At 68.3% G+C, this 19,998-nt stretch carries 19 protein-coding genes and 1 CRISPR repeat array (1 of these 20 cut by a window edge); of the genes, 9 read left to right on the top strand and 10 right to left on the bottom strand.

The features are described from left to right. A CRISPR array of direct repeats spans positions 1-984; the repeat unit is 31 nt; unit sequence GTCGCGCCCTCACGGGCGCGTGGATTGAAAC; it reaches 1,203 nt to the left of the window's first position. Positions 985-1,104: 120 nt separating this feature from the next. From SLW56_RS07580 to SLW56_RS07550, 7 genes are all read right to left on the bottom strand, one after another. Next, complete coding sequence (locus SLW56_RS07580) at positions 1,105-1,962, bottom strand: transporter (protein WP_320694602.1); 858 nt, start codon at positions 1,960-1,962, stop codon at positions 1,105-1,107. A 39-nt stretch (positions 1,963-2,001) separates the two neighbouring features. Next, complete coding sequence (locus SLW56_RS07575) at positions 2,002-4,149, bottom strand: acyltransferase family protein (protein ID WP_320694601.1); 2,148 nt, start codon at positions 4,147-4,149, stop codon at positions 2,002-2,004. A gap of 2 nt (positions 4,150-4,151) precedes the next feature. Next, positions 4,152-4,847, bottom strand: a complete 696-nt coding sequence (locus SLW56_RS07570) for a DUF2058 family protein (RefSeq protein ID WP_043092168.1) — start codon at positions 4,845-4,847, stop codon at positions 4,152-4,154. A gap of 27 nt (positions 4,848-4,874) precedes the next feature. Further along, positions 4,875-5,111 (bottom strand): SlyX family protein, encoded by a 237-nt coding sequence (locus SLW56_RS07565; protein ID WP_017908102.1) that lies wholly within the window; start codon positions 5,109-5,111, stop codon positions 4,875-4,877. Then, on the bottom strand, positions 5,101-6,447 hold the full coding sequence (locus tag SLW56_RS07560) for a UDP-glucose/GDP-mannose dehydrogenase family protein (protein WP_267106488.1): 1,347 nt from the start codon (positions 6,445-6,447) through the stop codon (positions 5,101-5,103). Before SLW56_RS07560 ends, SLW56_RS07565 begins: the two co-directional genes overlap by 11 nt. A gap of 15 nt (positions 6,448-6,462) precedes the next feature. After that, on the bottom strand, positions 6,463-7,413 hold the full coding sequence (locus SLW56_RS07555; protein WP_148827766.1) for an FKBP-type peptidyl-prolyl cis-trans isomerase: 951 nt from the start codon (positions 7,411-7,413) through the stop codon (positions 6,463-6,465). Between the two features lie 100 nt (positions 7,414-7,513). Continuing rightward, positions 7,514-8,080, bottom strand: a complete 567-nt coding sequence (locus tag SLW56_RS07550; protein WP_320694600.1) for a glutathione peroxidase — start codon at positions 8,078-8,080, stop codon at positions 7,514-7,516. A gap of 130 nt (positions 8,081-8,210) precedes the next feature. Here SLW56_RS07550 and SLW56_RS07545 point away from each other — a divergent pair, with 130 nt between their 5' ends. The 6 genes from SLW56_RS07545 to SLW56_RS07520 are packed head-to-tail and all read left to right on the top strand — an operon-like array spanning position 8,211 to position 12,156. After that, entirely contained in the window at positions 8,211-8,453 is a 243-nt protein-coding gene (locus SLW56_RS07545; protein ID WP_010344229.1) for a hypothetical protein, read from the top strand. 2 nt (positions 8,454-8,455) lie between these two features. Then, the gene (locus SLW56_RS07540; RefSeq protein ID WP_017908106.1) at positions 8,456-8,818 is read left to right on the top strand and encodes a GntR family transcriptional regulator; all 363 of its coding nucleotides are present in this window, start codon (positions 8,456-8,458) and stop codon (positions 8,816-8,818) included. Continuing rightward, a complete protein-coding gene (locus SLW56_RS07535) occupies positions 8,815-9,696 on the top strand; it encodes an ABC transporter ATP-binding protein (protein ID WP_017908107.1) in 882 nt (293 codons plus the stop codon). The genes SLW56_RS07540 and SLW56_RS07535 overlap by 4 nt, the downstream gene beginning before the upstream one ends. After that, positions 9,693-10,685 carry a hypothetical protein gene (locus SLW56_RS07530; protein ID WP_043092173.1) on the top strand — a complete coding sequence of 331 codons (993 nt, stop codon included), beginning with the start codon at positions 9,693-9,695 and terminating at the stop codon, positions 10,683-10,685. Before SLW56_RS07535 ends, SLW56_RS07530 begins: the two co-directional genes overlap by 4 nt. A 43-nt stretch (positions 10,686-10,728) precedes the next feature. After that, complete coding sequence (locus SLW56_RS07525) at positions 10,729-11,550, top strand: DUF2807 domain-containing protein (RefSeq protein ID WP_017908109.1); 822 nt, start codon at positions 10,729-10,731, stop codon at positions 11,548-11,550. A gap of 45 nt (positions 11,551-11,595) precedes the next feature. Continuing rightward, complete coding sequence (locus SLW56_RS07520; RefSeq protein WP_152238381.1) at positions 11,596-12,156, top strand: DUF2884 family protein; 561 nt, start codon at positions 11,596-11,598, stop codon at positions 12,154-12,156. Between the two features lie 100 nt (positions 12,157-12,256). On the opposite strand, the gene SLW56_RS07515 is transcribed toward SLW56_RS07520, so the two are convergent. Then, on the bottom strand, positions 12,257-13,120 hold the full coding sequence (locus SLW56_RS07515; protein WP_026143342.1) for a DMT family transporter: 864 nt from the start codon (positions 13,118-13,120) through the stop codon (positions 12,257-12,259). Positions 13,121-13,281: 161 nt separating this feature from the next. Here SLW56_RS07515 and SLW56_RS07510 point away from each other — a divergent pair, with 161 nt between their 5' ends. Continuing rightward, the gene (locus SLW56_RS07510) at positions 13,282-14,649 is read left to right on the top strand and encodes a PLP-dependent aminotransferase family protein (RefSeq protein ID WP_267100499.1); all 1,368 of its coding nucleotides are present in this window, start codon (positions 13,282-13,284) and stop codon (positions 14,647-14,649) included. Positions 14,650-14,728: 79 nt separating this feature from the next. Continuing rightward, positions 14,729-15,169: a hypothetical protein gene (locus SLW56_RS07505; protein WP_267085786.1), complete on the top strand. Its 441-nt coding sequence runs from the start codon at positions 14,729-14,731 to the stop codon at positions 15,167-15,169. A gap of 258 nt (positions 15,170-15,427) precedes the next feature. Here SLW56_RS07505 and SLW56_RS07500 read toward each other — a convergent pair whose 3' ends face one another. Together SLW56_RS07500 and SLW56_RS07495 are read right to left on the bottom strand one after the other, a co-directional pair. Beyond that, entirely contained in the window at positions 15,428-16,861 is a 1,434-nt protein-coding gene (locus SLW56_RS07500) for a class II fumarate hydratase (protein WP_295909773.1), read from the bottom strand. Between the two features lie 389 nt (positions 16,862-17,250). Then, positions 17,251-18,255, bottom strand: coding sequence for a YiiG family protein (locus tag SLW56_RS07495; RefSeq protein WP_320694599.1), 1,005 nt, complete (start codon positions 18,253-18,255; stop codon positions 17,251-17,253). A 398-nt stretch (positions 18,256-18,653) separates the two neighbouring features. Between SLW56_RS07495 and SLW56_RS07490 the strand changes: the two genes are divergently transcribed. Then, complete coding sequence (locus SLW56_RS07490) at positions 18,654-19,973, top strand: hemolysin family protein (RefSeq protein WP_320694598.1); 1,320 nt, start codon at positions 18,654-18,656, stop codon at positions 19,971-19,973. Positions 19,974-19,998 lie beyond the last annotated feature (25 nt).

Below are 19,998 nucleotides of genomic sequence, written 5' to 3'. Positions count from 1 at the left end.
CTTGCTCGACAAGTACCCGCCAACGGCGGTGACCGCGTCGCGCCCTCACGGGCGCGTGGATTGAAACGTTGCGCTCGCCGCGGCTGCAACCTGCAGCGAAGGTCGCGCCCTCACGGGCGCGTGGATTGAAACTGAAGCGCGTCTGATACTCGTAGCCGTTGGGGCCGTCGCGCCCTCACGGGCGCGTGGATTGAAACTGCGCATCCAGGTTGAAGGCGTCATAAAACGCCGGTCGCGCCCTCACGGGCGCGTGGATTGAAACACCTTCGACCCGCGAGAGCTCCCCACTGCATCGGGTCGCGCCCTCACGGGCGCGTGGATTGAAACGGCGCGAGACGGTCAGGTCGGTGATCTTGTAGGAGTCGCGCCCTCACGGGCGCGTGGATTGAAACCAATGTTGTTCGTCGAAAGCGCTTTCCAGGACCGTCGCGCCCTCACGGGCGCGTGGATTGAAACTTCTCCTTCGCGCCGAAGGTCAGGCCAACGTGCTTGTCGCGCCCTCACGGGCGCGTGGATTGAAACGAGCATGTACCACCGCTTGTCGCCCCAGTAGACGCGTCGCGCCCTCACGGGCGCGTGGATTGAAACTTGCCGGGCGCTTTCGGCGCTTCGGAAACCGGCGCGTCGCGCCCTCACGGGCGCGTGGATTGAAACTTAGGTGCTGCCATCAGATTCATCCTCGTCGTCTGTCGCGCCCTCACGGGCGCGTGGATTGAAACACCCGCAAGAAGCCGCTGGCGCCGAACACGCTGCGGGTCGCGCCCTCACGGGCGCGTGGATTGAAACTTGTCCAACACCTTGCCGTCGATCGCACGCAGATCGTCGCGCCCTCACGGGCGCGTGGATTGAAACCCGTTCCCGGTGGAGGTGCAGCAGGACGCCCTCGGAGTCGCGCCCTCACGGGTGCGTGGATTGAAACCTGGCTTGCAAGATCGACGCGCTGGTCGGTTCCGGTCGCGCCCTTACAGGCGTGTGGATTGAAACCCCTTGCCGGCAGGGACTCGCTCACGCATGCCTGTCCCGCCATCCAAGGCGCCTGGGTGGAACCGTGCAGGCCCTTGGTTGCGCGGAGGCGCGATTCACGCCATCACCGCACCATGGACCTCAGCGCAGCAACACCGAAATGCCGAGGCCGCCCTGCCAATCCGGGGTCTGCGACGACAGGCCGCGCAGCACCGACAGATCCAGTTGCACGCGGTTGGCAAACAACCAGGTGACGCCGCTGCCGAGCGCGCGCATCTCGTCCTCGCCGCCGCCGATGCCGGCCTCGACGTAGGCGCTCAGCGTGTCGCCGGCGTAGAACGTGTAGCTCGGCGAGACGCTCCAGCCGGAGCCGTCCTCGCTGTCGCTGGCATTGCCGTACAGCGCCAGGCTGCGCCCTTCGGGCAGATCCCAGCCGGCGCTCACGCCCAGATCGTAGCGGTGGCCGGCATCGCCGTACGGCGCGCGCCCGACCGGCAGACTGGCGCTGCCGAGCAAGGCCCAGCTGACGCGGTCGCTGGCGCTGGGCAACGCCTGCTTCAAGCCGATGCTGGCGTCGCCGCCACTGTGCCCGCGCTGGTCCTGCCCGCGGCCACGCACGCGCTGCCACACCTGGCTGTCGATCGCCAGCTGCAACTCGGTGCGTGCGCTCAGGCCGAACCGCAGCCGGCTGTTGGCGACGTATTCGGTGCTGCGCACGTCGCCGACGCGGTCGTAGCTGCCATCGAAGAACGCCTGCTCCCAGGCCAACTGTCCACGCTGCAGGGTGGTCGAGGCGAAGCCGATACCGGGCCGGTCGAACGCCGGCGCGTCCTCGGCGCAGGCCACGCCGGCAGTGCCGGTAGTGGCCGCCAGCAGCAGCGCCCCGCGCAGCAGCGCATTGCCGCGGCGGCGCAACTGCGGCCGGCGGCCATGGTGGGTGGCGACGAACGACGGCACCGCCCGCGATCGCTGCGGCGCGAGAAAAGGCAGAACAGGCATGCGCGAACTCCTTGCGATGCGGGAGCGGAGGGCTGCGCCTCAAGGCGCCGGCGGCGAGTGTGCCTGGATCGCCGCAATGTGCGATGTGAAGCCCGGCAGCAGCACCCGGTTGCCGTAGCCGCTGAGGTGATCGGCATCGAAGAACAGCGGGCGCCCGTCGCGGCTGCCGCTGCAGTACTGCGCGTCGCACAGCAGCGGCAACGGATCCCACACCGAGGCATGCGGCAGCTGCGCGGCGATGCGCTGCAGGCTCTGCAGCACCGGCGCACGGTAGCGCTCCATCGTCGCGCGTGCGATCGGGATGCCGCGCGCGCAGATCGGATTGCCGCGGTTGAACCAGTCTGAACAGCGATACGGCGGCGCGCGCAGCACCGGCTTTGGCGCTTCGAAGACGATACGCACGCCGCGCTGCGCCAAGGGCTGCAGCAGCGTGACCGCAGCCGCTTCGCCAGCGCTGCGCGCGGCCTGCGCCTCGGCACCCTCCTGCTCGGCCATCGCCGCGGTCTCGTCGAACAGGCGGTCCTGATCGGCCAGGCGCAGCACGCGCAGGGCGGGCAGAAAAAGTACATCGCCGTCGCGCGCGTGCGCGGCGACGTCGGCCAGGGTGCTGCGCTCATAGGCCTGGCAGCCGGGATTGCTGGCCTGCCAAGCCTGCAGGCCGACGATCGGGCAACCGCCGACACCATACAGGCGCACCGGCACCCCGCTCTGCAGCGCGAAGCGCCGCAGCAGTTCGTTGTAGGCCAGCGCATGCGAGTCGCCGGCCACGAACACCTGGCCGCCGTCATCGCGGTTGGGCAGCGTGCAGGCGCCGCGCTCGAACAGCTTGGCGCTGCCCACCTGCACCGGCACCTGGCGGGTTTGCAGCGCGCACTGCGGAAACTCCCGCCGCAGGCCCTTGGCATAGGCGTACCAGTCCAGCGGATGCCGGCTGACCGTGCTCAACCCGTAATAGCGCTGGACGTTCTGCAGCAGCGCATGGGTGCCGCCGGCGAGCAGCACCAGGCCCAGCCCGGCGACGATGGTCCGCGCCGGCGTGCGCGCGCGGCCGATGCGGCCATGCCGCCACGGCAGCTCCACCCAGCGGTACGAGGCCAGCGCCAGCAAAGCGACCAGCAGCAGCGCCGCGGCTCTGGTCGGCGCCGATTCCAGACCGACGGTCCAGCGGAACAGCACGAACACCGGCCAGTGCCACAGATACAGCGAGTACGAGACGCGGCCGATCGCCACCGGTACGCGGTGCGCCAGCGCGCGCCGGATCCAGCCGGCCGGGGCGCCATGCAGCAGCGCCAGCAGGGCGAGTGTGCCCAACACCGGCCACAGTCCATCCGGCCACGGCGAGTGGCCGGGACGCGCGCACCACAGGCCGACCACCACCGCCGCCAGCGCCATCGCCAGCAACGGCGAACGCCAGCTCCAGGCGCCCGGCGGCGGCGCCTGCGTCCCGGCCTCGAAGCGTCCGCGCAGCGCCAGCACCTGGTACAGCAACACGCCGCTGCCCAGTTGCCAGAAGCGTGCGGTGGTCAGGTAGAACGCGGCCGCCGCATCACCGGCATCGCGGCTATGCCGCCAGGCGAACGCCAGCGAGGCGGCCGAGGCCAGCGCCACCAGCAGCGTCGACCACACCCGACCGCGGCCGCCACGGTTCCAGGCCAGGAACAGCAGCGGGAACAGCAGATAGAACTGCTCCTCCACGCCCAGCGACCAGGTATGCGTGTACGGATTGAATTCGGCCTTGGGCGAGAAGTAATCGTTGCCGGTCGCGGCCAGCACCCAGTTGCTGAGGCCGACGAAGGCCATGCGCCCGGTCCTGGCGCTGGTCTCGCTGAGCCAGGACTCGGGAATGAACAGGCCGCTGGCCAGGGCCGTGACCAGCAGGCACACCACCAGGGCCGGCGCGATGCGCCGCAGGCGCCGCGCATAGAACTGCGCGAACACGCCCAGCTGTCCGGCCGCCGGCAGGCGCTGCAACGACGCGCTGACCACGAAGCCGGAGATCACGAAGAACATGTCCACGCCGGTGAACCCGCCCGGCAGCCATGCCGGATCGAGGTGGTAGGCGATCACCGCCAGCACCGCGATCGCGCGCAGCCCGTCCACGTACGGCAGATAGCCGCCACCGGTCTGCGCGTGCGGCGGCGTGTGGCCGCGCCCGGCGGCCAGCGTGCCCGTCCCTGGCAGCGCCACGTTTACCAGACCAGATCGTCGGGGATCTGGTACTTGGGATCGGCGTAGGGGTCTTCTTCCGCCGTCGCGTTCGGATCGACCCGCAGCGCCACCGCCGCCGGGAAGATCGCTTCGGCCTGGTCCAACAGCGCCGCGGTCACCAGCAGGTAGCGACCGTTCTGCTGCAGCACGCCCAACTCGCCGGCGTTGAGCGCCTTGAGCTGGTCGGCGGTGACGTAGATGCGCTTGATCTTGCCGCCATAGGGGAAATGGCGGGCGATGTCGGCCTCGGCGTGGTTCAGCGCCTGGCCCTTGAGCAGTTCGTCGAGCTTGGCCCGCGCTTCACGGCGCAGGCGCGCTTCTTCCTGCTTCTGCCGCTCGGCCTCGATGCGCTCGTCCTTCTCGCGCTGGGCACGGATCGCATAGGCCTTGGCCAGGTCGATGTCCTCGCGGCTGCGCGGCGGTCGCCCCGGCTGGCCGCCCGCGCCCTGCGGCTTGCCCTGGCCAGGGCCGTTCCCGTGCGGACGGCCGCGCCCGCCGCCGGGCTTGCCGGCGTTGGGCGCGCCGCCAGGAGCGCGCTCGCCGCGCGCCCCGGCCGGTGCCGGGCGCTGGCCCGGCCGTCCCTGCGGCCGCGGCGCGGCAGGCGGGGCTTTGCGTTCGGGTTTCGGCGCGGGCTTGAAGCCCAGGCCCAGCAATTGCTCGCGGAGGGTATCGCTCATCGGGACGGCATCGGTCGGTTCGGGGGATCAGTAATGCGGCGGCGGCGGTTCGTCGGCCGGATCGGCGTAGAGCGTGCTGCGCACCTTGCCCAGATCTTCGAGCAGGTGACGCAGCAACTCGGCGTTGCGCTGGCTTTCGATACGCGCTTCGGCCAGGGCATCGCTCATTTCCGACAGCGCCTGCTCCTGGAAGGAGAGGCGCGTTTCCAGCTCGATCAGGCGGTTTTCCAGCAACCGATCCTGGGTGGAAAAATCATGCTGCATGGATCGAACGTCCGCGGCCGATGCCGTAATACGCCAGGCCGAAGCTCTCGATTTCCTGCGGATCGTAGAGATTGCGGCCGTCGAACACCACCGCATCGCCGATCAGCTCCTTCATGCGGGTGAAGTCCGGGCTGCGGAACTGCTTCCACTCGGTGACCACCGCCAGCGCATCGGCGCCTTCCAGCGCGTCGAAGGCATCGTCGCAGAAATGCAGATCGGCGCGTTCGCCGAAGATGCGCTTGGCCTCGTCGGTCGCCTCCGGATCGTAGGCACGCACCGTCGCGCCCGCCTCCCACAGTTGCGCCAGCAAGCGGCGGCTGGAGGCGGCACGCATGTCGTCGGTGTTGGGCTTGAAGGCCAGTCCCCACACCGCGAAGGTCTTGCCCTTCAGCGACTGCGCCGCACCGTAGTGGCGCTGGATCAGCTCGTACAGGTGGCCCTTCTGCGCCTCGTTGACCGCCTCCACCGCATCCAGCAGCCTGGGCGCATGCCCATACTGCTGCGCGGTGCGCGCCAGCGCCTGCACGTCCTTGGGGAAGCACGAGCCGCCGTAGCCGGCACCCGGGTAGATGAAGTGCCAGCCGATGCGCGGATCCGAGCCGATGCCCTGGCGCACCTTCTCCACGTCGGCACCGACGCGCTCGGCGATGTTGGCGATCTCGTTCATGAAACTGATCTTGGTCGCCAGCATCGCGTTGGCCGCGTACTTGGTCAGTTCGGCCGAGCGCACGTCCATTTCCACGATGCGGTCGTGGTTGCGGTTGAACGGCGCGTACAGACGACGCAGGCGCGCGGCCGAGCCGGGCTTGCTGCTGCCGATGACGATGCGGTCCGGGCGCATGCAATCGGCGACGGCATCGCCTTCCTTCAGGAACTCCGGGTTGGAGACCACGTCGAACTCGATCGCCTCGCCGCGCGCTTCCAACTCGGCGGCGATCGCCGCGCGCACCTTGTCGGCGGTGCCGACCGGCACCGTCGACTTGTTGACCACGATGGTCGGCCCCTGGATGTGCTGGCCGATGGTGCGAGCCACCGCCAGCACGTACTGCAGATCTGCGCTACCGTCCTCGTCCGGCGGCGTGCCGACGGCGATGAACACGATATCCCCATGCGCGATGGCGCTGGCCGCATCGGTGGTGAAGAACAGCCTCCGTGCGGCGTGATTGGCCTTGACCATCGGCGAGAGGCCAGGCTCGTAAATCGGGACCACGCCCTTGTTGAGCCCATCCACCTTGGCCTGGTCGATGTCTACGCACACCACATGGTGGCCGACTTCGGCCAGACAGGTTCCGGTGACGAGCCCGACATAGCCGGTGCCGAATATCGCTACGCGCATGTAATCTCCTTTCGGTTATTGAAGGATGTTCAAAAGTTCCACGTCGAAGGTCAACATCGCATCCGGGCCGATCGGGCTGCCCGGCATTCCCTGCGGGCCGTAGCCCAGATTGGACGGAATCCAGAAGCGGTACTTGGACCCCACCGGCATCAGCGCCACGCCCTCGCTCCAGCCCGGCACGACCTGGTTCAGCGCGAACTCGGCCGGCTGGCCGTTCTTGTAGGAACTGTCGAAGACGGTGCCGTCGAGCAACTTGCCCTCGTAGTTCACCCGCACCTTGCTGCTGGACGTGGGCCGCGCGCCGCTGCCTTCGCGCAGCACCATGTACTGCAGGCCGGACGGGGTGGTGATCACACCCTTCTGGTTCTTGTTCTGCGCCAGGAAGGCATTGCCTTCCTGCTTGTTCTTGGTCGCCACCGCGGCCTGCTTGGACGCACCGAAGGCCTGCAGCGTGGCCATCGCCTGCTCCTGGGTCATCGCGGTCTGGCCCTTGGCGAACACCGTGCGCACCGCGCCCATCAGCGTCGGCAGATCGATGTCGTTCTGGATCCGCGCCAGCGACGGACCGACCGCACGGTCGCCCAGCATCAGGCCCACGTTCTCCTTGGACACCGGCGGCGGCTGCGTGCCCGGCGCCATGCCCGGCACCGGCTGGCCGTTGCGCGCGGCCAGCTGCGTGCGCAGCGCGGTATCGGTGGCCTGGGTCTGCTCATCGGACAGCAGCGGCTTGCCCTGCTTGAAGGCGTTCTCGATCGCGCGCTGCATCGCGTCCACGTCGATGTCCTGGGCGATCGGCTCGAACGAACGCGCCACATCCATGCCGATCGCGTAGCTGACCTTCTGCTTCTCGGTGCTCAGCGTCGTCGCCGTGCCGCCGGCCGCCGGCGCCTGCGCGGACGCGTGACCGGCGACCATCGCCATCCCCACCACCAGCGACGCCACGGCGCCGCGCATTCCCATCTTCATTCGCTACTTTCCCTGGAAGTGAACTGTGAACTGGACGCGCCGAACTGGCGCAGACAGAGGCCGGCATTGTCGCATGTGCGGCCGAGATGTTGACCCGCTTTCAGTGCGACGCCGGCTGCGCTTTCAGTTCGCGTTCGATGGCACTGCGCAAGGCCGGATCGTCCGGCGTGACCTTGCTCGGGAATTGCGCGACCACGCGCCCATCGCGCGAGATCAGATACTTGTGGAAATTCCAGCCCGGCGCCACGCCGGTGGCCTGGGTCAGTTGCTTGTACAGCGGCGTCGCCTCGTCGCCGATCACGTGCACCTTCTCGAACATCGGGAACTTCACCCCGTAGGTGAGCGTGCAGAATTCCTGGATCTGCTTCTCCGATCCGGGCTCCTGGCCCTTGAAGTCGTTGGACGGGAAGCCGAGCACGCTGAAGCCCTGCGCCGCGTACTGCTGCTGCAGCTTCTCCAGGCCGTCGTACTGCGGGGTGTAGCCGCACTTGCTGGCGGTGTTGACCACCAGCAGCACCTTGCCGCCGTAGGTCTTGTTCAGGTTCACCTTCTCCTTGCCGGCCAGCGGACGGTAGTCCCGGTCCAGCAAGGAGCCGGCCCAGGCACTGCCGACGGTGCCGACAGCGGCCAGGATCGCGAGGAAAAACAGACGCTTGGGAAGTTTCATGGGGCACCGTCGAGAAGAAGTAAGGAAGTGGCACGCGACCAGGTCAGAAGTTGGGTCTGCAGCGTGTTGACATGCCGTGTAACGGTGTTATAGTTAAATACAACACCACTCACCCAGAGCAGGTCCCACGATGAACCTCAAACGCCTCCAGCGCAGTCTTCCGGCCCTGGTCATCGTCGGCACCCTGCTCTGCGCGAGCTGGATCGGCGCCCAACGCCACCAGGGACGGCCGCTGGATTATGGCGCCAGCACGCCGCACGACGACAGCGCCGCCGGCGCCGCACCTTCTACCGTCCCGGCGGTGCGGCGTCTGCGGGCTTCGCTGTCCGTGCCTTATTTCTCCTTCGCGCGCACCCTGCGCCCACGGAGCTGACCATGAGCGATATCCAATGGAGCGACGGCGCTCCGATCTACCGCCAGCTGAAGGAGCGCGTCATCGCGATGATGCTCGACGGCATCCTCAAGCCCGGCGACGCCCTGCCCTCGGTGCGCCAGGTGGCTGCCGAGTACCAGCTCAATCCGATCACCGTCTCGCGCGCCTACCAGGAACTGGCCGACGAGGCCCTGGTCGAGAAGCGTCGCGGGCTGGGCATGTTCATGACCGAGGAAGCGGCGCAGAAGCTGCGCGGCAGCGAGCGCGAGCGCTTCCTCAACGAAGAGTGGCCTCTGGTGCTGGAACGCATCCAGCGCCTGGGCCTGACACTGCAAGACTTGTTGCCACCGGGGAAAACGCCATGACTGCCGCTGTCGCCGCATCCGAATCCGTCGTCTACGCGCAGGGGTTGCGCAAGACCTACAACAACAAGCCGGCGCTGGCCGATGCGTCCTTCGCCATCGCGCCGGGCCGCATCGTCGGCCTGATCGGCCCCAACGGCGCCGGCAAGACCACCGCGCTGAAGGCGGTGCTGGGCCTGACCGCCGTGGAAGGCGAACTGCGCGTGCTGGGCATGGACCCGCGCAAGCAGCGCGACGCGCTGATGAACGAAGTGTGCTTCATCGCCGACGTGGCGGTGCTGCCGCGCTGGATGCGGGTCAGCGAGGCGATCGACTTCGTCGCCGGCGTGCATCCGCGTTTCGATCGCGCCAAGTGCGAGCGCTTTCTGGCCAACACCAAGCTCTCGCCCAAGCTGCGGGTGCGCGAGATGTCCAAGGGCATGATCGTGCAGCTGCACCTGGCCCTGGTGATGGCGATCGACGCGCGCCTGCTGGTGCTGGACGAGCCGACCCTGGGCCTGGACATCCTGTACCGCAAGGAGTTCTACCAGCGCCTGCTGGAAGACTACTTCGACGAACAGAAGACCATCATCATCACCACCCACCAGGTGGAGGAGATCGAGCACATCCTCACCGACGTGCTGTTCATCCGCGACGGCCGCATCGTGCTCAGCGCCGACATGGAGCACATGGCCACCCGCTACACCGAACTGCTGGTGCCGGCCGAGCGCATCGAGGCGGCGCGCGCGCTGCAGCCGATCGACGAACGCGGCCTGCCGTTCGGCAAGTCGGTATTCCTGTACGACGGCGTGCCGCAGGCGCAGCTGGCCGCGCTCGGCGAAACCCGCACCCCCGGCCTGGCCGACCTGTTCGTCGCCATCATGAAGGGCACCTACGCATGAACGCTCCCGCCAAATCGATCTCTCCCGTGTCCACCTTCAAGTGGCTGCTCAAGCGCGAGTTCTGGGAACACCGCGGCGGTTTCCTGTGGGCCCCGGTCATCACCGGCGGCATCGTCGCCACCCTGTACACGGTGCTGTCGATCATCGGCAGCATCGCCGGCCGCAACCACGGCGGCGGCGTACGTCTGAACGATGTGCAATGGGAAGGCCAGGCCAACAACGCCCACCAGATCATCGGCGCGGTCGGCGACGGCACCATGCTCGCCGGGGTGATCCTGGCCTGCATCGTGGTCGGCTTCGTGGTGTTCTTCTACGCGCTGGGCGCGCTGTACGACGACCGCCGCGACCGCAGCGTGCTGTTCTGGAAGTCGCTGCCGCTGTCGGACACCGGCACCGTGCTGTCCAAGGCCGCCTGGGCGCTGCTGCTGGCGCCGCTGCTGGCGATCGGCATCGGCCTGCTGATCGGCCTGGCACTGTGGGTGGTCACCGCCCTGACCCTGTCGGTCAACGGTATCCCGCAGAGCACCGCGGTCTTCACCGAATCGCACCCGCTGCGCATCATCGGCATGGTCCTGGCCGCACTGCCGGTGCAGGTGATGTGGTCGCTGCCGGCGATCGGCTGGCTGATGCTGTGCTCGGCCTGGGCGCGCAGCAAGCCGTTCCTGTGGGCGGTGCTGATCCCGATCCTGGGCTGCGTGATGGCCAGCATGATGGGCATCCTGCCGATGCTCGATGTCAACCACAATCTGATCTGGTACACCGTGGTCTACCGCGGCCTGCTGAGCGTGCTGCCCGGCAGCTGGGGTCCGGTACTGAACGAGCAGGTGGCCGAGACCCACATCAGCGGTCCGCAGGATCTGGTCAATGCGATCCATCTCGGCGACAGCTGGGTGCTGTTCCGCGACCCCGACATCTGGATCGGCGCCGCGGTCGGCGTGGCCTTCATCGTCGCCGCGATCTACGTGCGCCGCTGGCGCGACGAAGCCTGATCGCACCTCCGTCTCTCTTCCCTTTTCCGCAAGGAGTTTTCCGATGCGCAAGACCCTCGCCCTGTGTGCCCTGCTGTCGCTGCCGGCCGTCGCCATGGCCGACGACTGCAAGTATTCCGAACCGCGCGAACTGAAGCTGGATCTGACCGGCGTCAAGTCGGTGCTGCTGGACGTGCAGCAGAACGATCTCAAGCTCAGCGGCGCCAGCGGCGACTCCACTCTGCGCGGCCGTGCCTGCGCCTCCGACGCCGACATGCTCAAGGAGCTGACCCTGCGCCAGCGCCACGACGGCGACACCCTGGTGGTGACGCTGAAGCACGAGGGCAAGATCCACGGCATCAGCGTCGGCAACCGCTACGCCTACCTCAACGTGGCCGGCAGCATCCCGGCCAACCTGCCGGTGCAGCTGCAACTGGGCTCCGGCGACGCCGAGATCAGCGGCGTGGCCTCGCTCGACGCCAAGGTCGGCTCCGGCGACCTGCACGCGCAGAACATTCGCGGCGCGGTCAGCGCCACGGTCGGCTCCGGCGACATCGAACTGCGCAATGTCGGCAGCGTGGCCCTGCCGACGCTGGGCTCGGGCGACGTCAAGGCCGACCAGGTCGGCGGCGACGTCAAGGTCGGCACCGTCGGCTCCGGCGACCTGACCGTGCACGGCGTGCGCGGCAGCGTGCAGGTCGACAGCGTCGGCTCCGGCGACGTGCAACTGCGCGACGTCACCGGCAATGTCGCGGTGCAGACGGTCGGCTCCGGCGACCTGGATGTCGGCACCGTCGGCGGCAACCTGAGCGTGCAGAAGGTCGGCAGCGGCGACGTCACCCACCGCGGCGTGCGTGGCAGCGTCAACCTGCCCAAGCCGCGCTGATCCTGCCGCCCGATTCTCCTTCCACATCCACACGAGGACGCGCCCATGCAGTACCGTTCCCTGTCCCTGGCCGGCGTCGCCCTGGCCGTGCTGTTCTCGCTCAGCGCCTGCCAGCGCTCGGCCTCGTCGAACGACCGCGTCGTCGTCGATCACGGTGGCGCGCAAAGCCTGACCTTCCTCAACGGCGACCTCACCCTGAAGGCCGATGGCCAGCCGCCGGCCACCATCACCCGCGACGGCAAGCTGCTGATCGACGGCAAGCCGGTCGCGCTGGACGCCGAGCAGCAGCGCCTGCTGCTGGCCTACCGCAGCCAGATCGAGGCGGTCGGCAAGCAGGGCGTGGAAGTCGGCAAGGCCGGCGCGGCGCTCGGCGTGAAGGCGGCCGGCGATGCCATCAGCGGCGTGCTCAGCGGCGACACCGACCATATCGGCGAGCGGGTCGAGGCGCAGGCCGACAAGATCAAGCAGGCCGCGTTGAAGATCTGCGACCAGGTCGCCGCGCTGCGCGCCGCGCAGGATGCGCTGATGCAGAAGGTGCCGGCGTTCCGTCCCTACTCCACCCTCGACGACAGCGACGTCAGCGACTGCAAGCACTCGGCCGCGTAATCGGCGGCAGCCACGCTGCCGCGACCATCGTCCACGAGCGCTCGCTGAGTCCGCGACCCACCCGGCAGTCGTGCAAACGCCTGCCGGGCGGGTCGCGGTCTCAGCGGGCGTAGTGTTTCGCGCCGGCCACGCAGACCATCGCGACCAGGGTCACCGCCAGCATCGTCCAGCTCACGGTTTCGTGCAGCAGCAGCGCGGCCAGGCCCAAGCCGATGAAGGGCTGGAACAACTGCAGTTGCCCGACCGCCGCGATCCCGCCTTGCGCCAGGCCGCGGTACCAGAACACGAAGCCGATCAACATGCTGAACAGCGAGACATAGCCCAGGCCAAGCCATGCCGGCATGCGCACGGTGCCGAACGACGCAGGCTGCGTCAGCAAGGCCAGGGACACCATCAGCGGCAGCGACAGCACCAGCGCCCAACAGATGACCTGCCATCCGCCCAGCGTGCGCGACAGGCGCGCGCCTTCCGCATAGCCCAGCCCACACAGCACCACCGCGGCCAGCATCAGCAGATCGCCCTGCCACGAGGCGTCGATCCCGCCGATCGCCGCATAGCCGACCACGCTGCAGGCACCGGCCAGCGAGAACACCCAGAACGGTGGACGCGGGCGTTCGCCGGCGCGCAACACGGCGAACACGGCGGTGCACAACGGCAGCAGGCCCACGAACACGATGGAATGCGCCGAGGTGACGTGCTGCAGCGCCAGTGCGGTCAGCAGGGGAAATCCGGCCACGACCCCCAGCGCCGTCATCGCCAAGGCGGGGAGTTCGGCGCGGCGCGGACGCGGTTGCCGAAACCCGAGCAGGAGCGCCAGCCCCAGCGCGGCGGCAATGCTGGCGCGGGCGCAGGTCAGGAACACGGGGGAGAAATCGGCGACCGCGACGCGCGTTGCGGGCAACGACCCCGCAAAAATCATCACGCCGATACATCCATTGATCCAGCCACCGGTGGTTTTTTCCATGCGCGTCTCCTTCTGCATCGCCGTTGCAGTAGACGCCTCGTGGGACCGATCCGGCCAGATACGATCCAATACGGTTTTGCAGTACTGTTATGGCTCAAGACCCAGTACAGCTGACGAAAGTGGACAGACCCGCAGCACCCGGCACGCGCATCGATGCGGTGATGGCCGACATCCGCGCCCGCATCGCCAACCGCACCAGCCTGCCGGGAGCGCGCCTGCCCTCCGTGCGCGCGCAGGCGCGCGCGCTGCGGGTGTCGGTGTCGACGGTGGTGGAAGCCTACGAGCGGCTGGCGGCCGAGGGCGCGATCGCGGCGCGCCCAGGGTCGGGCTTCTATGTGGCCGGGTCGGTGGCCCCACTGGCGCTGGCGCAACTCGGCCCGAAGCTCGACCGGCAGATCGATCCGCTGTGGGTATCGCGGCAGTCGCTGGAAGCGGATGCGCGCGTGCTCAAGCCCGGCTGCGGCTGGCTGCCACCCGAATGGCTGTACGGCGCGGGCATGCGCCGCGCACTGCGCACGCTGGCGCGCGCCGACACGCAGGAACTGACCGAGTACGCCACGCCCCTGGGCCACCCCGGCTTGCGCCAGTTCCTGTCGCGACGGCTGGCGGGCAATGGCGTGCAGGCGCCGCCCGAACAGATCCTGCTCGCCGAATCGGGCACGCATGCGATCGACCTGATCGGCCGTTTCCTGCTCTCGCCCGGCGACACGGTGCTGGTCGACGACCCGTGCTACTTCAATTTCCATGCCTTGCTCAAGGCGCATCGCGTGCAGGTCGTGGGCGTGCCCTATACGCCGAACGGACCGGACGTGGCGCACTTCGAAGCGGCGCTGCGGGCGCATGCGCCGCGGCTGTACATCACCAATTCGGGGATCCACAACCCCACCGGCGCGACCCTGTCCGCGACGACGGCGCACCGGCTGCTGCTCCTGGCCGAGGGCTCGGACCTGGTGATCGTCGAGGACGACATCTTCGCCGACTTCGAGACCAGCCCCGCCCCGCGGCTGGCGGCCTTCGACGGCCTGGCGCGGGTCATCCAGATCGGCAGCTTTTCCAAGACGGTGTCAGCGTCGCTGCGTTGCGGCTACATCGCCGCACGTGGCGACTGGATCGAAAGCCTCGCCGACCTGAAGATCGCCACCAGCTTCGGCGGCGGCCGGCTGGCGGCCGAGGCCGTGCGGATCGCCCTGACCGACAGCGGCTACCGCCGGCATCTGGAGACCTTGCGGCGGCGCCTGGCGGAGCAGATGGCCAGGACGGTAGAGCGGCTCCAGGGTCTCGGCGTCCGACCCTGGCTGATTCCACGGGCCGGCCTGTTCCTTTGGTGCAGGCTGCCCGCGGGCATGGAGGCCGCAGCGATCGCGCACGCCTGCCTGCAGGAAGGCGTGGTGCTGGCGCCGGGCAATGCCTTCAGCCAGTCGTTGAGCGCAGGCGATTTCCTGCGTTTCAACGTCGCGCAATCCACCGACGAACGGATGTTCAGCGTGCTCGCGCGCGCCATGCAGTCCGCTTCGACCTCACGCAGTTGATGCGCGGCCAGCGCGCCTCGCCACGACCGCAGCCGCCGCACGTTCTAGAATGCCCGCACTCCCCCACTGCATCGCCTCCATGAAGAAGACGCTGTTCGCCTGGTTCTCGCTGCTGTCGTTATGCCTGCTGATCGCCGCCTGCGGCGGACGCGGCGGCGAGACCACCTCCTCGCGCGCCGAGCGCAGCAAGCCGCGGGTGGCGGTGGACAGCATGAACGTGATGCTGCGCCGCGCCCCGGCCGCCAATGCCACCATTGGGCCCGACGGCAGCCTGCGCATCGACGATATCGAACTGCCGCTGCCCGCCGCGCAGCGCACCGAACTGCAGCAGTTGTTCATGCACCTGCAGATGCAGCGCCAGCGCACCCTGGAGACCGCGGCGCCGGACCCGAACATGCGCTCGGTGGGCTTCGCGCCGACCCCGGAGATCACCGAAGCGCAGGCGGCCGTGCTGCGCGACATTCCCTCGCTGCAGCCCTACCGCGACAGTTTCGGCAACCTGCAGGCCGAGCGCCGCTGAGGCGTGCCGGCGCGCGTGCGCCGGCATGAGAGCCCTCAGTAAGAGTTGGCCCCTTCCTTTGGGAGCGGCTTCAGCCGCGATGGGCTTTACCGGTAAGGCCCGTCGCGGCTGAAGCTGCTCCTACGCCAGCTTGCGATGAGGTGTCTGGGCGCAATGTGGGAGGGACTTCAGTCCCAACTGCTTTCACCGTGCGATCTTCTGTTTGCGCCTGGCACGACCACACGGCCGTGCCAGGCCTGCGTGCAGCGCTGGCGCAACTCAGCCGCCGCCACCCGCGCCGGCATGGATGCCGCCCTCGGTCAGTGCGGCAGGGTCCAGCAGCCGGCGCAATTCGTCCTCGCCGAGGCCGCTGTCCTCCTTGGCCACCTCCAGCACCGGCCGGTTCTCCTTGTAGGCACGCTTGGCGATCGCCGCGGCCTTCTCGTAGCCGATGATCGGATTCAGCGCGGTCACCAGGATCGGATTGCGGTCCAGCGCCTCGCGTACCCGCTCCTCGCGCACCTTGAGGCCGGCGATCGCCGAATCGGCCAGCAGCACCGACACGTTGCCCAGCAACTGGATCGAGTCCAGCAGGTTCGCCGCGATCAGCGGCAGGGTCACGTTCAACTGGAAGTTGCCGGTCTGCCCGGCCACGGTGATCGCGGTGTGGTGGCCGATGACCTGCGCGCAGGCCATCACCGTGGCTTCGGGAATCACCGGATTGACCTTGCCCGGCATGATCGAGCTGCCCGGCTGCAGCGCCGGCAACTCGATCTCGCCGAGGCCGGCCAGCGGCCCGGCGTTCATCCAGCGCAGGTCGTTGGCGATCTTGATCAGCGCCACCGCCAGCGCGTTGAGCTGGCCGGACAGTTCCACCGCATCGTCCTGCGCGGCCAAGCCCTCGAACTTGTTCTCGGCGCTCTCGAAGGTATGGTCGGTCAGCGCCGACAGCGCCTTGGCGACCTTGCCGCCAAAGCGCGGATCGGCGTTGATGCCGGTGCCGATGGCGGTGCCGCCCAGCGGCAGCCGGCGCAGGCGCTTGAGGCTGTCGTCGATGCGCGCCTGCGCCGACACCAGCTGCGCCGACCAGGCACCGAACTCCTGACCGAAGGTCAGCGGCATCGCGTCCATCAGGTGGGTGCGCCCAGTCTTGACCACACCCTGCAACTGCTTGGCGCGCTTGTCGATCGTCTTGCGCAGGTGCTTGAGCGACGGCAGCAGATGCTCGCGCGCAGCGAGCAACGCAGCGACGCGGATCGCGGTGGGGACCACGTCGTTGGAACTCTGGCCCAGGTTGACGTGGTCGTTGGGATGCACCGCCGGCCGTGTCTTGCTGCCGTGCTTGCCCTCGCCCTTGGCGGCGCGGTTGGCCAGCGTGGCAATGACCTCGTTGGCGTTCATGTTCGACGAGGTGCCCGACCCGGTCTGGTAGATGTCGATCGGGAAGTGCGCGTCGTGGCGACCATCGGCCACCTCCAGCGCCGCGGCCTGGATCGCCTTGGCGACGGCCTTCGGCAACAGCTCCAGGTCGGCATTGACGCCGGCCGCGGAGGCCTTGATCAGGCCCAGCGCGCGGATGAAGCCGCGTGGCATCGGCTGCCCGGACACCGGAAAGTTCTGCACCGCACGCTGGGTCTGCGCTCCCCACAAGGCCTCTGCAGGCACCTGCAGTTCGCCCATGCTGTCGTGTTCGACCCTGAATGTGTCACTCATTGCACAATCTCCGCATCTGCAAAAGGGAATCCATCGGCGCCGTCGTCGGACGTCCGGGGAGGCAGGCTGGCGGGACTGCGGCTGGCGCACGCATTATCCGCGGCGCAGCGCCCGGCGTCAGCAGTGTGCGCCGGCGGATGTTAGGAATGTCTGGAGGCGAGGAATGCACGGCGGACCGCCGAAGTCGGCAGGCGTACATGATCGAGGATCGATCCACTGAGCCCCGCAACGTGTACGCGGAATGATGCTCGCCCTGCAAGCGCACCAGCGGCGTGCTGCGGAAGGAGCACACCGCGCCCGCTTGTCGGCGAAAGACGGGACGACGGCATGCCGCCCCGCCGTGGCGACGGCGCGACGGGGCCAGCGGCATGCGCCGCCGGCCCGCACGCTCAGCGCTGGCGGTTGCTCTGGAACACCAGGTCGTTGTAGCTCTTGAGCAAGCGTGCCGGCGAACCCTCCGGCGCGACGATCGGATTGTCCATCGAGCGCTGCTCGAACTCGCTGTACGGAATCTTCTCCGCCACCCGCTTGATGCGCGCCTTGGATTCCTTGCGGAAGTTCTCCGCCGCGGTCTCGAAACCGGTCCAGTCGGACTTGCCCGGCTCCTGGTTGGAGACCTTGGCATGCGCCTCGTCGGACAGGCTGTTGAAGCCGGCCACCAATGCCGTGGCCTTGGCGGTGTCGAAGTCGTCGTCCTGCATCAGGCCGACGATGTCCTTGGCCTCGAGCATCATCGACAGCCGATAGAAATCGCGGGTGCGGCCCTCGGCCTTTTCCATCGCCTTCAGTTGCTCGCGCTGCGCGGCGTCGTTCTGCGCCTCCAGTTCGTGGCTGAAGGCCTTGCTGGCCTCGTGGAATTCGGACAGCGCGGCCATCAGCGGCGCATGCAGTTGCTTGCCCTTGGCGAACTGGTCGTCCTGGTAGTCCTCGCGGTCGTAGTAGTCGCGCGCCTGGTTGGCCAGCGGCTGCAGCGTCTTCAAGGCGGCCAGATAGCGCTTCGCCGCGGCATCCAGCGCCGGCAGCGACGGCTTGGCCGCGATCGCCTGGGTCATCGGCGCATCGCACAGCTTCATCGCGTACTCGTCGATCGGGGCGGGCCCGTACACGCTGGTTTCCTTGCCGGTGGGGCCGGCCTTGGGGTCGGCCATCCAGCGCACGTACTGCTGCGCGCCTTCGTGGATGCGCCCATCGACCTTGTTGAAGCATTCGATGTAGGCGTTGAGCTTGCCGGTCAGCGCCTGGTCCGCGTCGCTGGCGCCGGCATCGGCGGATGCATGGTTGGCATCCGCACTGGCATCGGAACCGGCCGGTGTCGCCGCAGGCTTGCCACCGCAGGCGGTGAGAAAAACGGACACAGCGGCGGCCAGCGCCGCCAGACGCAAGGAAGATTTCATGGGGAATATCGAGGTTGAAAACGGTTACAGAAAGTCTAGCAAACGAAAAGATCGTCGCGGCGTGATGGTTGAAGGGCTGGGATGATCAGCCATTCGGCTGCTGAAAGGCCGGGGAGTGGGGAGTGGGGATTCGTGACAGCGGTTCTGCGCGCTGATCCATGGTGCATGTGGCTGCGGTGCCATGTGACCGAATGCGCGGGACGGCGCGTGCACGCGGCAACGACGCAACGCATCGGCTAGACTGCGGCGACGTATCACCGATGGAACCCTCACGCCGCCATGGGCGACGATTCAGACTGTAGATGCCGGCGCACGCCGCGCCGGACCACGCACCCCGCCGTTTCCACCCTTCCCGCCCGGCGCCATGACGCGCCAGCCGCGCGCGCCGGGGAACGCACATGATCGGCAACCTCCTGCTGCTGGCAGTGGCGATGCTGCTGGTGCTGCTCAACGGCTTCTTCGTCGCCGCCGAGTTCGCCTTGGTCAAGTTGCGCCACACGCAGGCCGTGGGCCTGGCCGAGCACCACGGCTGGCGCGGCCGCCTGCTGCTCAACGTGCACGGCCACCTCGACGCCTACCTGTCGGCCTGCCAGCTCGGCATCACCCTGTCCTCGCTAGGCCTGGGTTGGGTCGGCGAGCCGGCCTTCGCGCACCTGCTGCAGCCGCTGTTCGACCTGCTGGGGCTGAGCGAAGAGGCGGCACGCCTGAGCGCCTTCGTCATCGCCTTCAGCGTCATCTCGTTCCTGCACATCGTGCTGGGCGAACTGGCCCCCAAGTCGATGGCGATCCGCCGCCCGGAGCGCATGTCGCTGTGGACCGCCGCACCGCTGTACCTGTTCTACTGGGCGATGTATCCGGCGATCTGGCTGCTCAACACCAGCGCCAACGCGCTGCTGAAGGCCGCGGGCTGGGGCGATGTGGAGCACACCTCGCATCGCTATTCGCGCGAGGAACTGAAGCTGATCGTCGGCCGCCAGCAACCCGCCGGCGGTGCGCCCGATCACGAGCTGACCCTGATGAGCCATGCCTTGGAGCTGCCGGAACTGGTGGCCGGCGATCTGATGCGCGCGCGCGACCATCTGCGCGGGTTCCGCGACGGCATGGCGCTGGACGCGGTGATGGCCGAGTTCGCCGACAGCCGCTACAGCCGCTATCCGTGGTTCGACCGCGACGGCGAGCAGGTGCTGGGCATCCTGCATATGAAGGACTTGCTGGTGGAGATCGCCCGCGGCCGCCGCAGCGACGACCTGCGCCCGCTGCTGCGCCCGGCCAATCTGATCGCACTGGAAACGCCGGTGCCGCTGGTGCTGGAGCGCTTCCGCACCGGTACCACGCACATGGCGCTGTGCGTGGACGAGCACGGCCGCATCCTCGGCTACTTCACCCTGGAAGACCTGCTGGAAGTGGTGGTCGGCGACATCGAGGACGAGCACCCGCACGTGGTCAAGGACGCGCCGACCCGCGGCGCCGACGGCAGTGTGCTGGTGGCCGGCTCGACCTCGATCTTCCGCCTCGAACGCCTGCTCGGCCACGACCTGCGCGCGCCGGAGCATCTCAACTCGGTCGGCGGGTTGATCGTGCATCAGTTGCAGCGCCTGCCCGAGGAAGGCGAGCAGTTGGAGATCGACGGCCACCTGTTCACGGTCAAGCGCATGGCCGGGCACCGCATCCAGGCGGTGACGGTACGCCTGGCGCCGGCCGAGGCCGCGCCGACGTAGAATGGCGCCCCCGCCGACACCACCC

Origin of the sequence: Xanthomonas sp. LF07-6 (assembly GCF_034105445.1) — a bacterium.
In the GTDB taxonomy this organism is placed as follows: Bacteria; Pseudomonadota; Gammaproteobacteria; order Xanthomonadales; family Xanthomonadaceae; genus Xanthomonas_A; species Xanthomonas_A sontii.
The sequence above is the reverse complement of the archived record's forward strand: the minus strand, read 5'-3'. Positions and strand labels throughout refer to the sequence as shown.

What these genes read in the sequence shown, in the direction of transcription:
- SLW56_RS07520 (WP_152238381.1), top strand. Translation starts at nt 11,596, where the DNA reads ATGCAGTACCGTTCCCTGTCCCTGGCCGGCGTCGCCCTGGCCGTGCTG.
- SLW56_RS07505 (WP_267085786.1), top strand. Translation starts at nt 14,729, where the DNA reads ATGAAGAAGACGCTGTTCGCCTGGTTCTCGCTGCTGTCGTTATGCCTG.
- SLW56_RS07555 (WP_148827766.1), bottom strand. Translation starts at nt 7,413, where the DNA reads ATGAAGATGGGAATGCGCGGCGCCGTGGCGTCGCTGGTGGTGGGGATG.
- SLW56_RS07560 (WP_267106488.1), bottom strand. Translation starts at nt 6,447, where the DNA reads ATGCGCGTAGCGATATTCGGCACCGGCTATGTCGGGCTCGTCACCGGA.
- SLW56_RS07580 (WP_320694602.1), bottom strand. Translation starts at nt 1,962, where the DNA reads ATGCCTGTTCTGCCTTTTCTCGCGCCGCAGCGATCGCGGGCGGTGCCG.
- SLW56_RS07545 (WP_010344229.1), top strand. Translation starts at nt 8,211, where the DNA reads ATGAACCTCAAACGCCTCCAGCGCAGTCTTCCGGCCCTGGTCATCGTC.
- SLW56_RS07550 (WP_320694600.1), bottom strand. Translation starts at nt 8,080, where the DNA reads ATGAAACTTCCCAAGCGTCTGTTTTTCCTCGCGATCCTGGCCGCTGTC.
- SLW56_RS07535 (WP_017908107.1), top strand. Translation starts at nt 8,815, where the DNA reads ATGACTGCCGCTGTCGCCGCATCCGAATCCGTCGTCTACGCGCAGGGG.
- SLW56_RS07525 (WP_017908109.1), top strand. Translation starts at nt 10,729, where the DNA reads ATGCGCAAGACCCTCGCCCTGTGTGCCCTGCTGTCGCTGCCGGCCGTC.
- SLW56_RS07565 (WP_017908102.1), bottom strand. Translation starts at nt 5,111, where the DNA reads ATGCAGCATGATTTTTCCACCCAGGATCGGTTGCTGGAAAACCGCCTG.
- SLW56_RS07515 (WP_026143342.1), bottom strand. Translation starts at nt 13,120, where the DNA reads ATGGAAAAAACCACCGGTGGCTGGATCAATGGATGTATCGGCGTGATG.
- SLW56_RS07570 (WP_043092168.1), bottom strand. Translation starts at nt 4,847, where the DNA reads ATGAGCGATACCCTCCGCGAGCAATTGCTGGGCCTGGGCTTCAAGCCC.
- SLW56_RS07510 (WP_267100499.1), top strand. Translation starts at nt 13,282, where the DNA reads ATGGCCGACATCCGCGCCCGCATCGCCAACCGCACCAGCCTGCCGGGA.
- SLW56_RS07500 (WP_295909773.1), bottom strand. Translation starts at nt 16,861, where the DNA reads ATGAGTGACACATTCAGGGTCGAACACGACAGCATGGGCGAACTGCAG.
- SLW56_RS07540 (WP_017908106.1), top strand. Translation starts at nt 8,456, where the DNA reads ATGAGCGATATCCAATGGAGCGACGGCGCTCCGATCTACCGCCAGCTG.
- SLW56_RS07495 (WP_320694599.1), bottom strand. Translation starts at nt 18,255, where the DNA reads ATGAAATCTTCCTTGCGTCTGGCGGCGCTGGCCGCCGCTGTGTCCGTT.
- SLW56_RS07530 (WP_043092173.1), top strand. Translation starts at nt 9,693, where the DNA reads ATGAACGCTCCCGCCAAATCGATCTCTCCCGTGTCCACCTTCAAGTGG.
- SLW56_RS07490 (WP_320694598.1), top strand. Translation starts at nt 18,654, where the DNA reads ATGATCGGCAACCTCCTGCTGCTGGCAGTGGCGATGCTGCTGGTGCTG.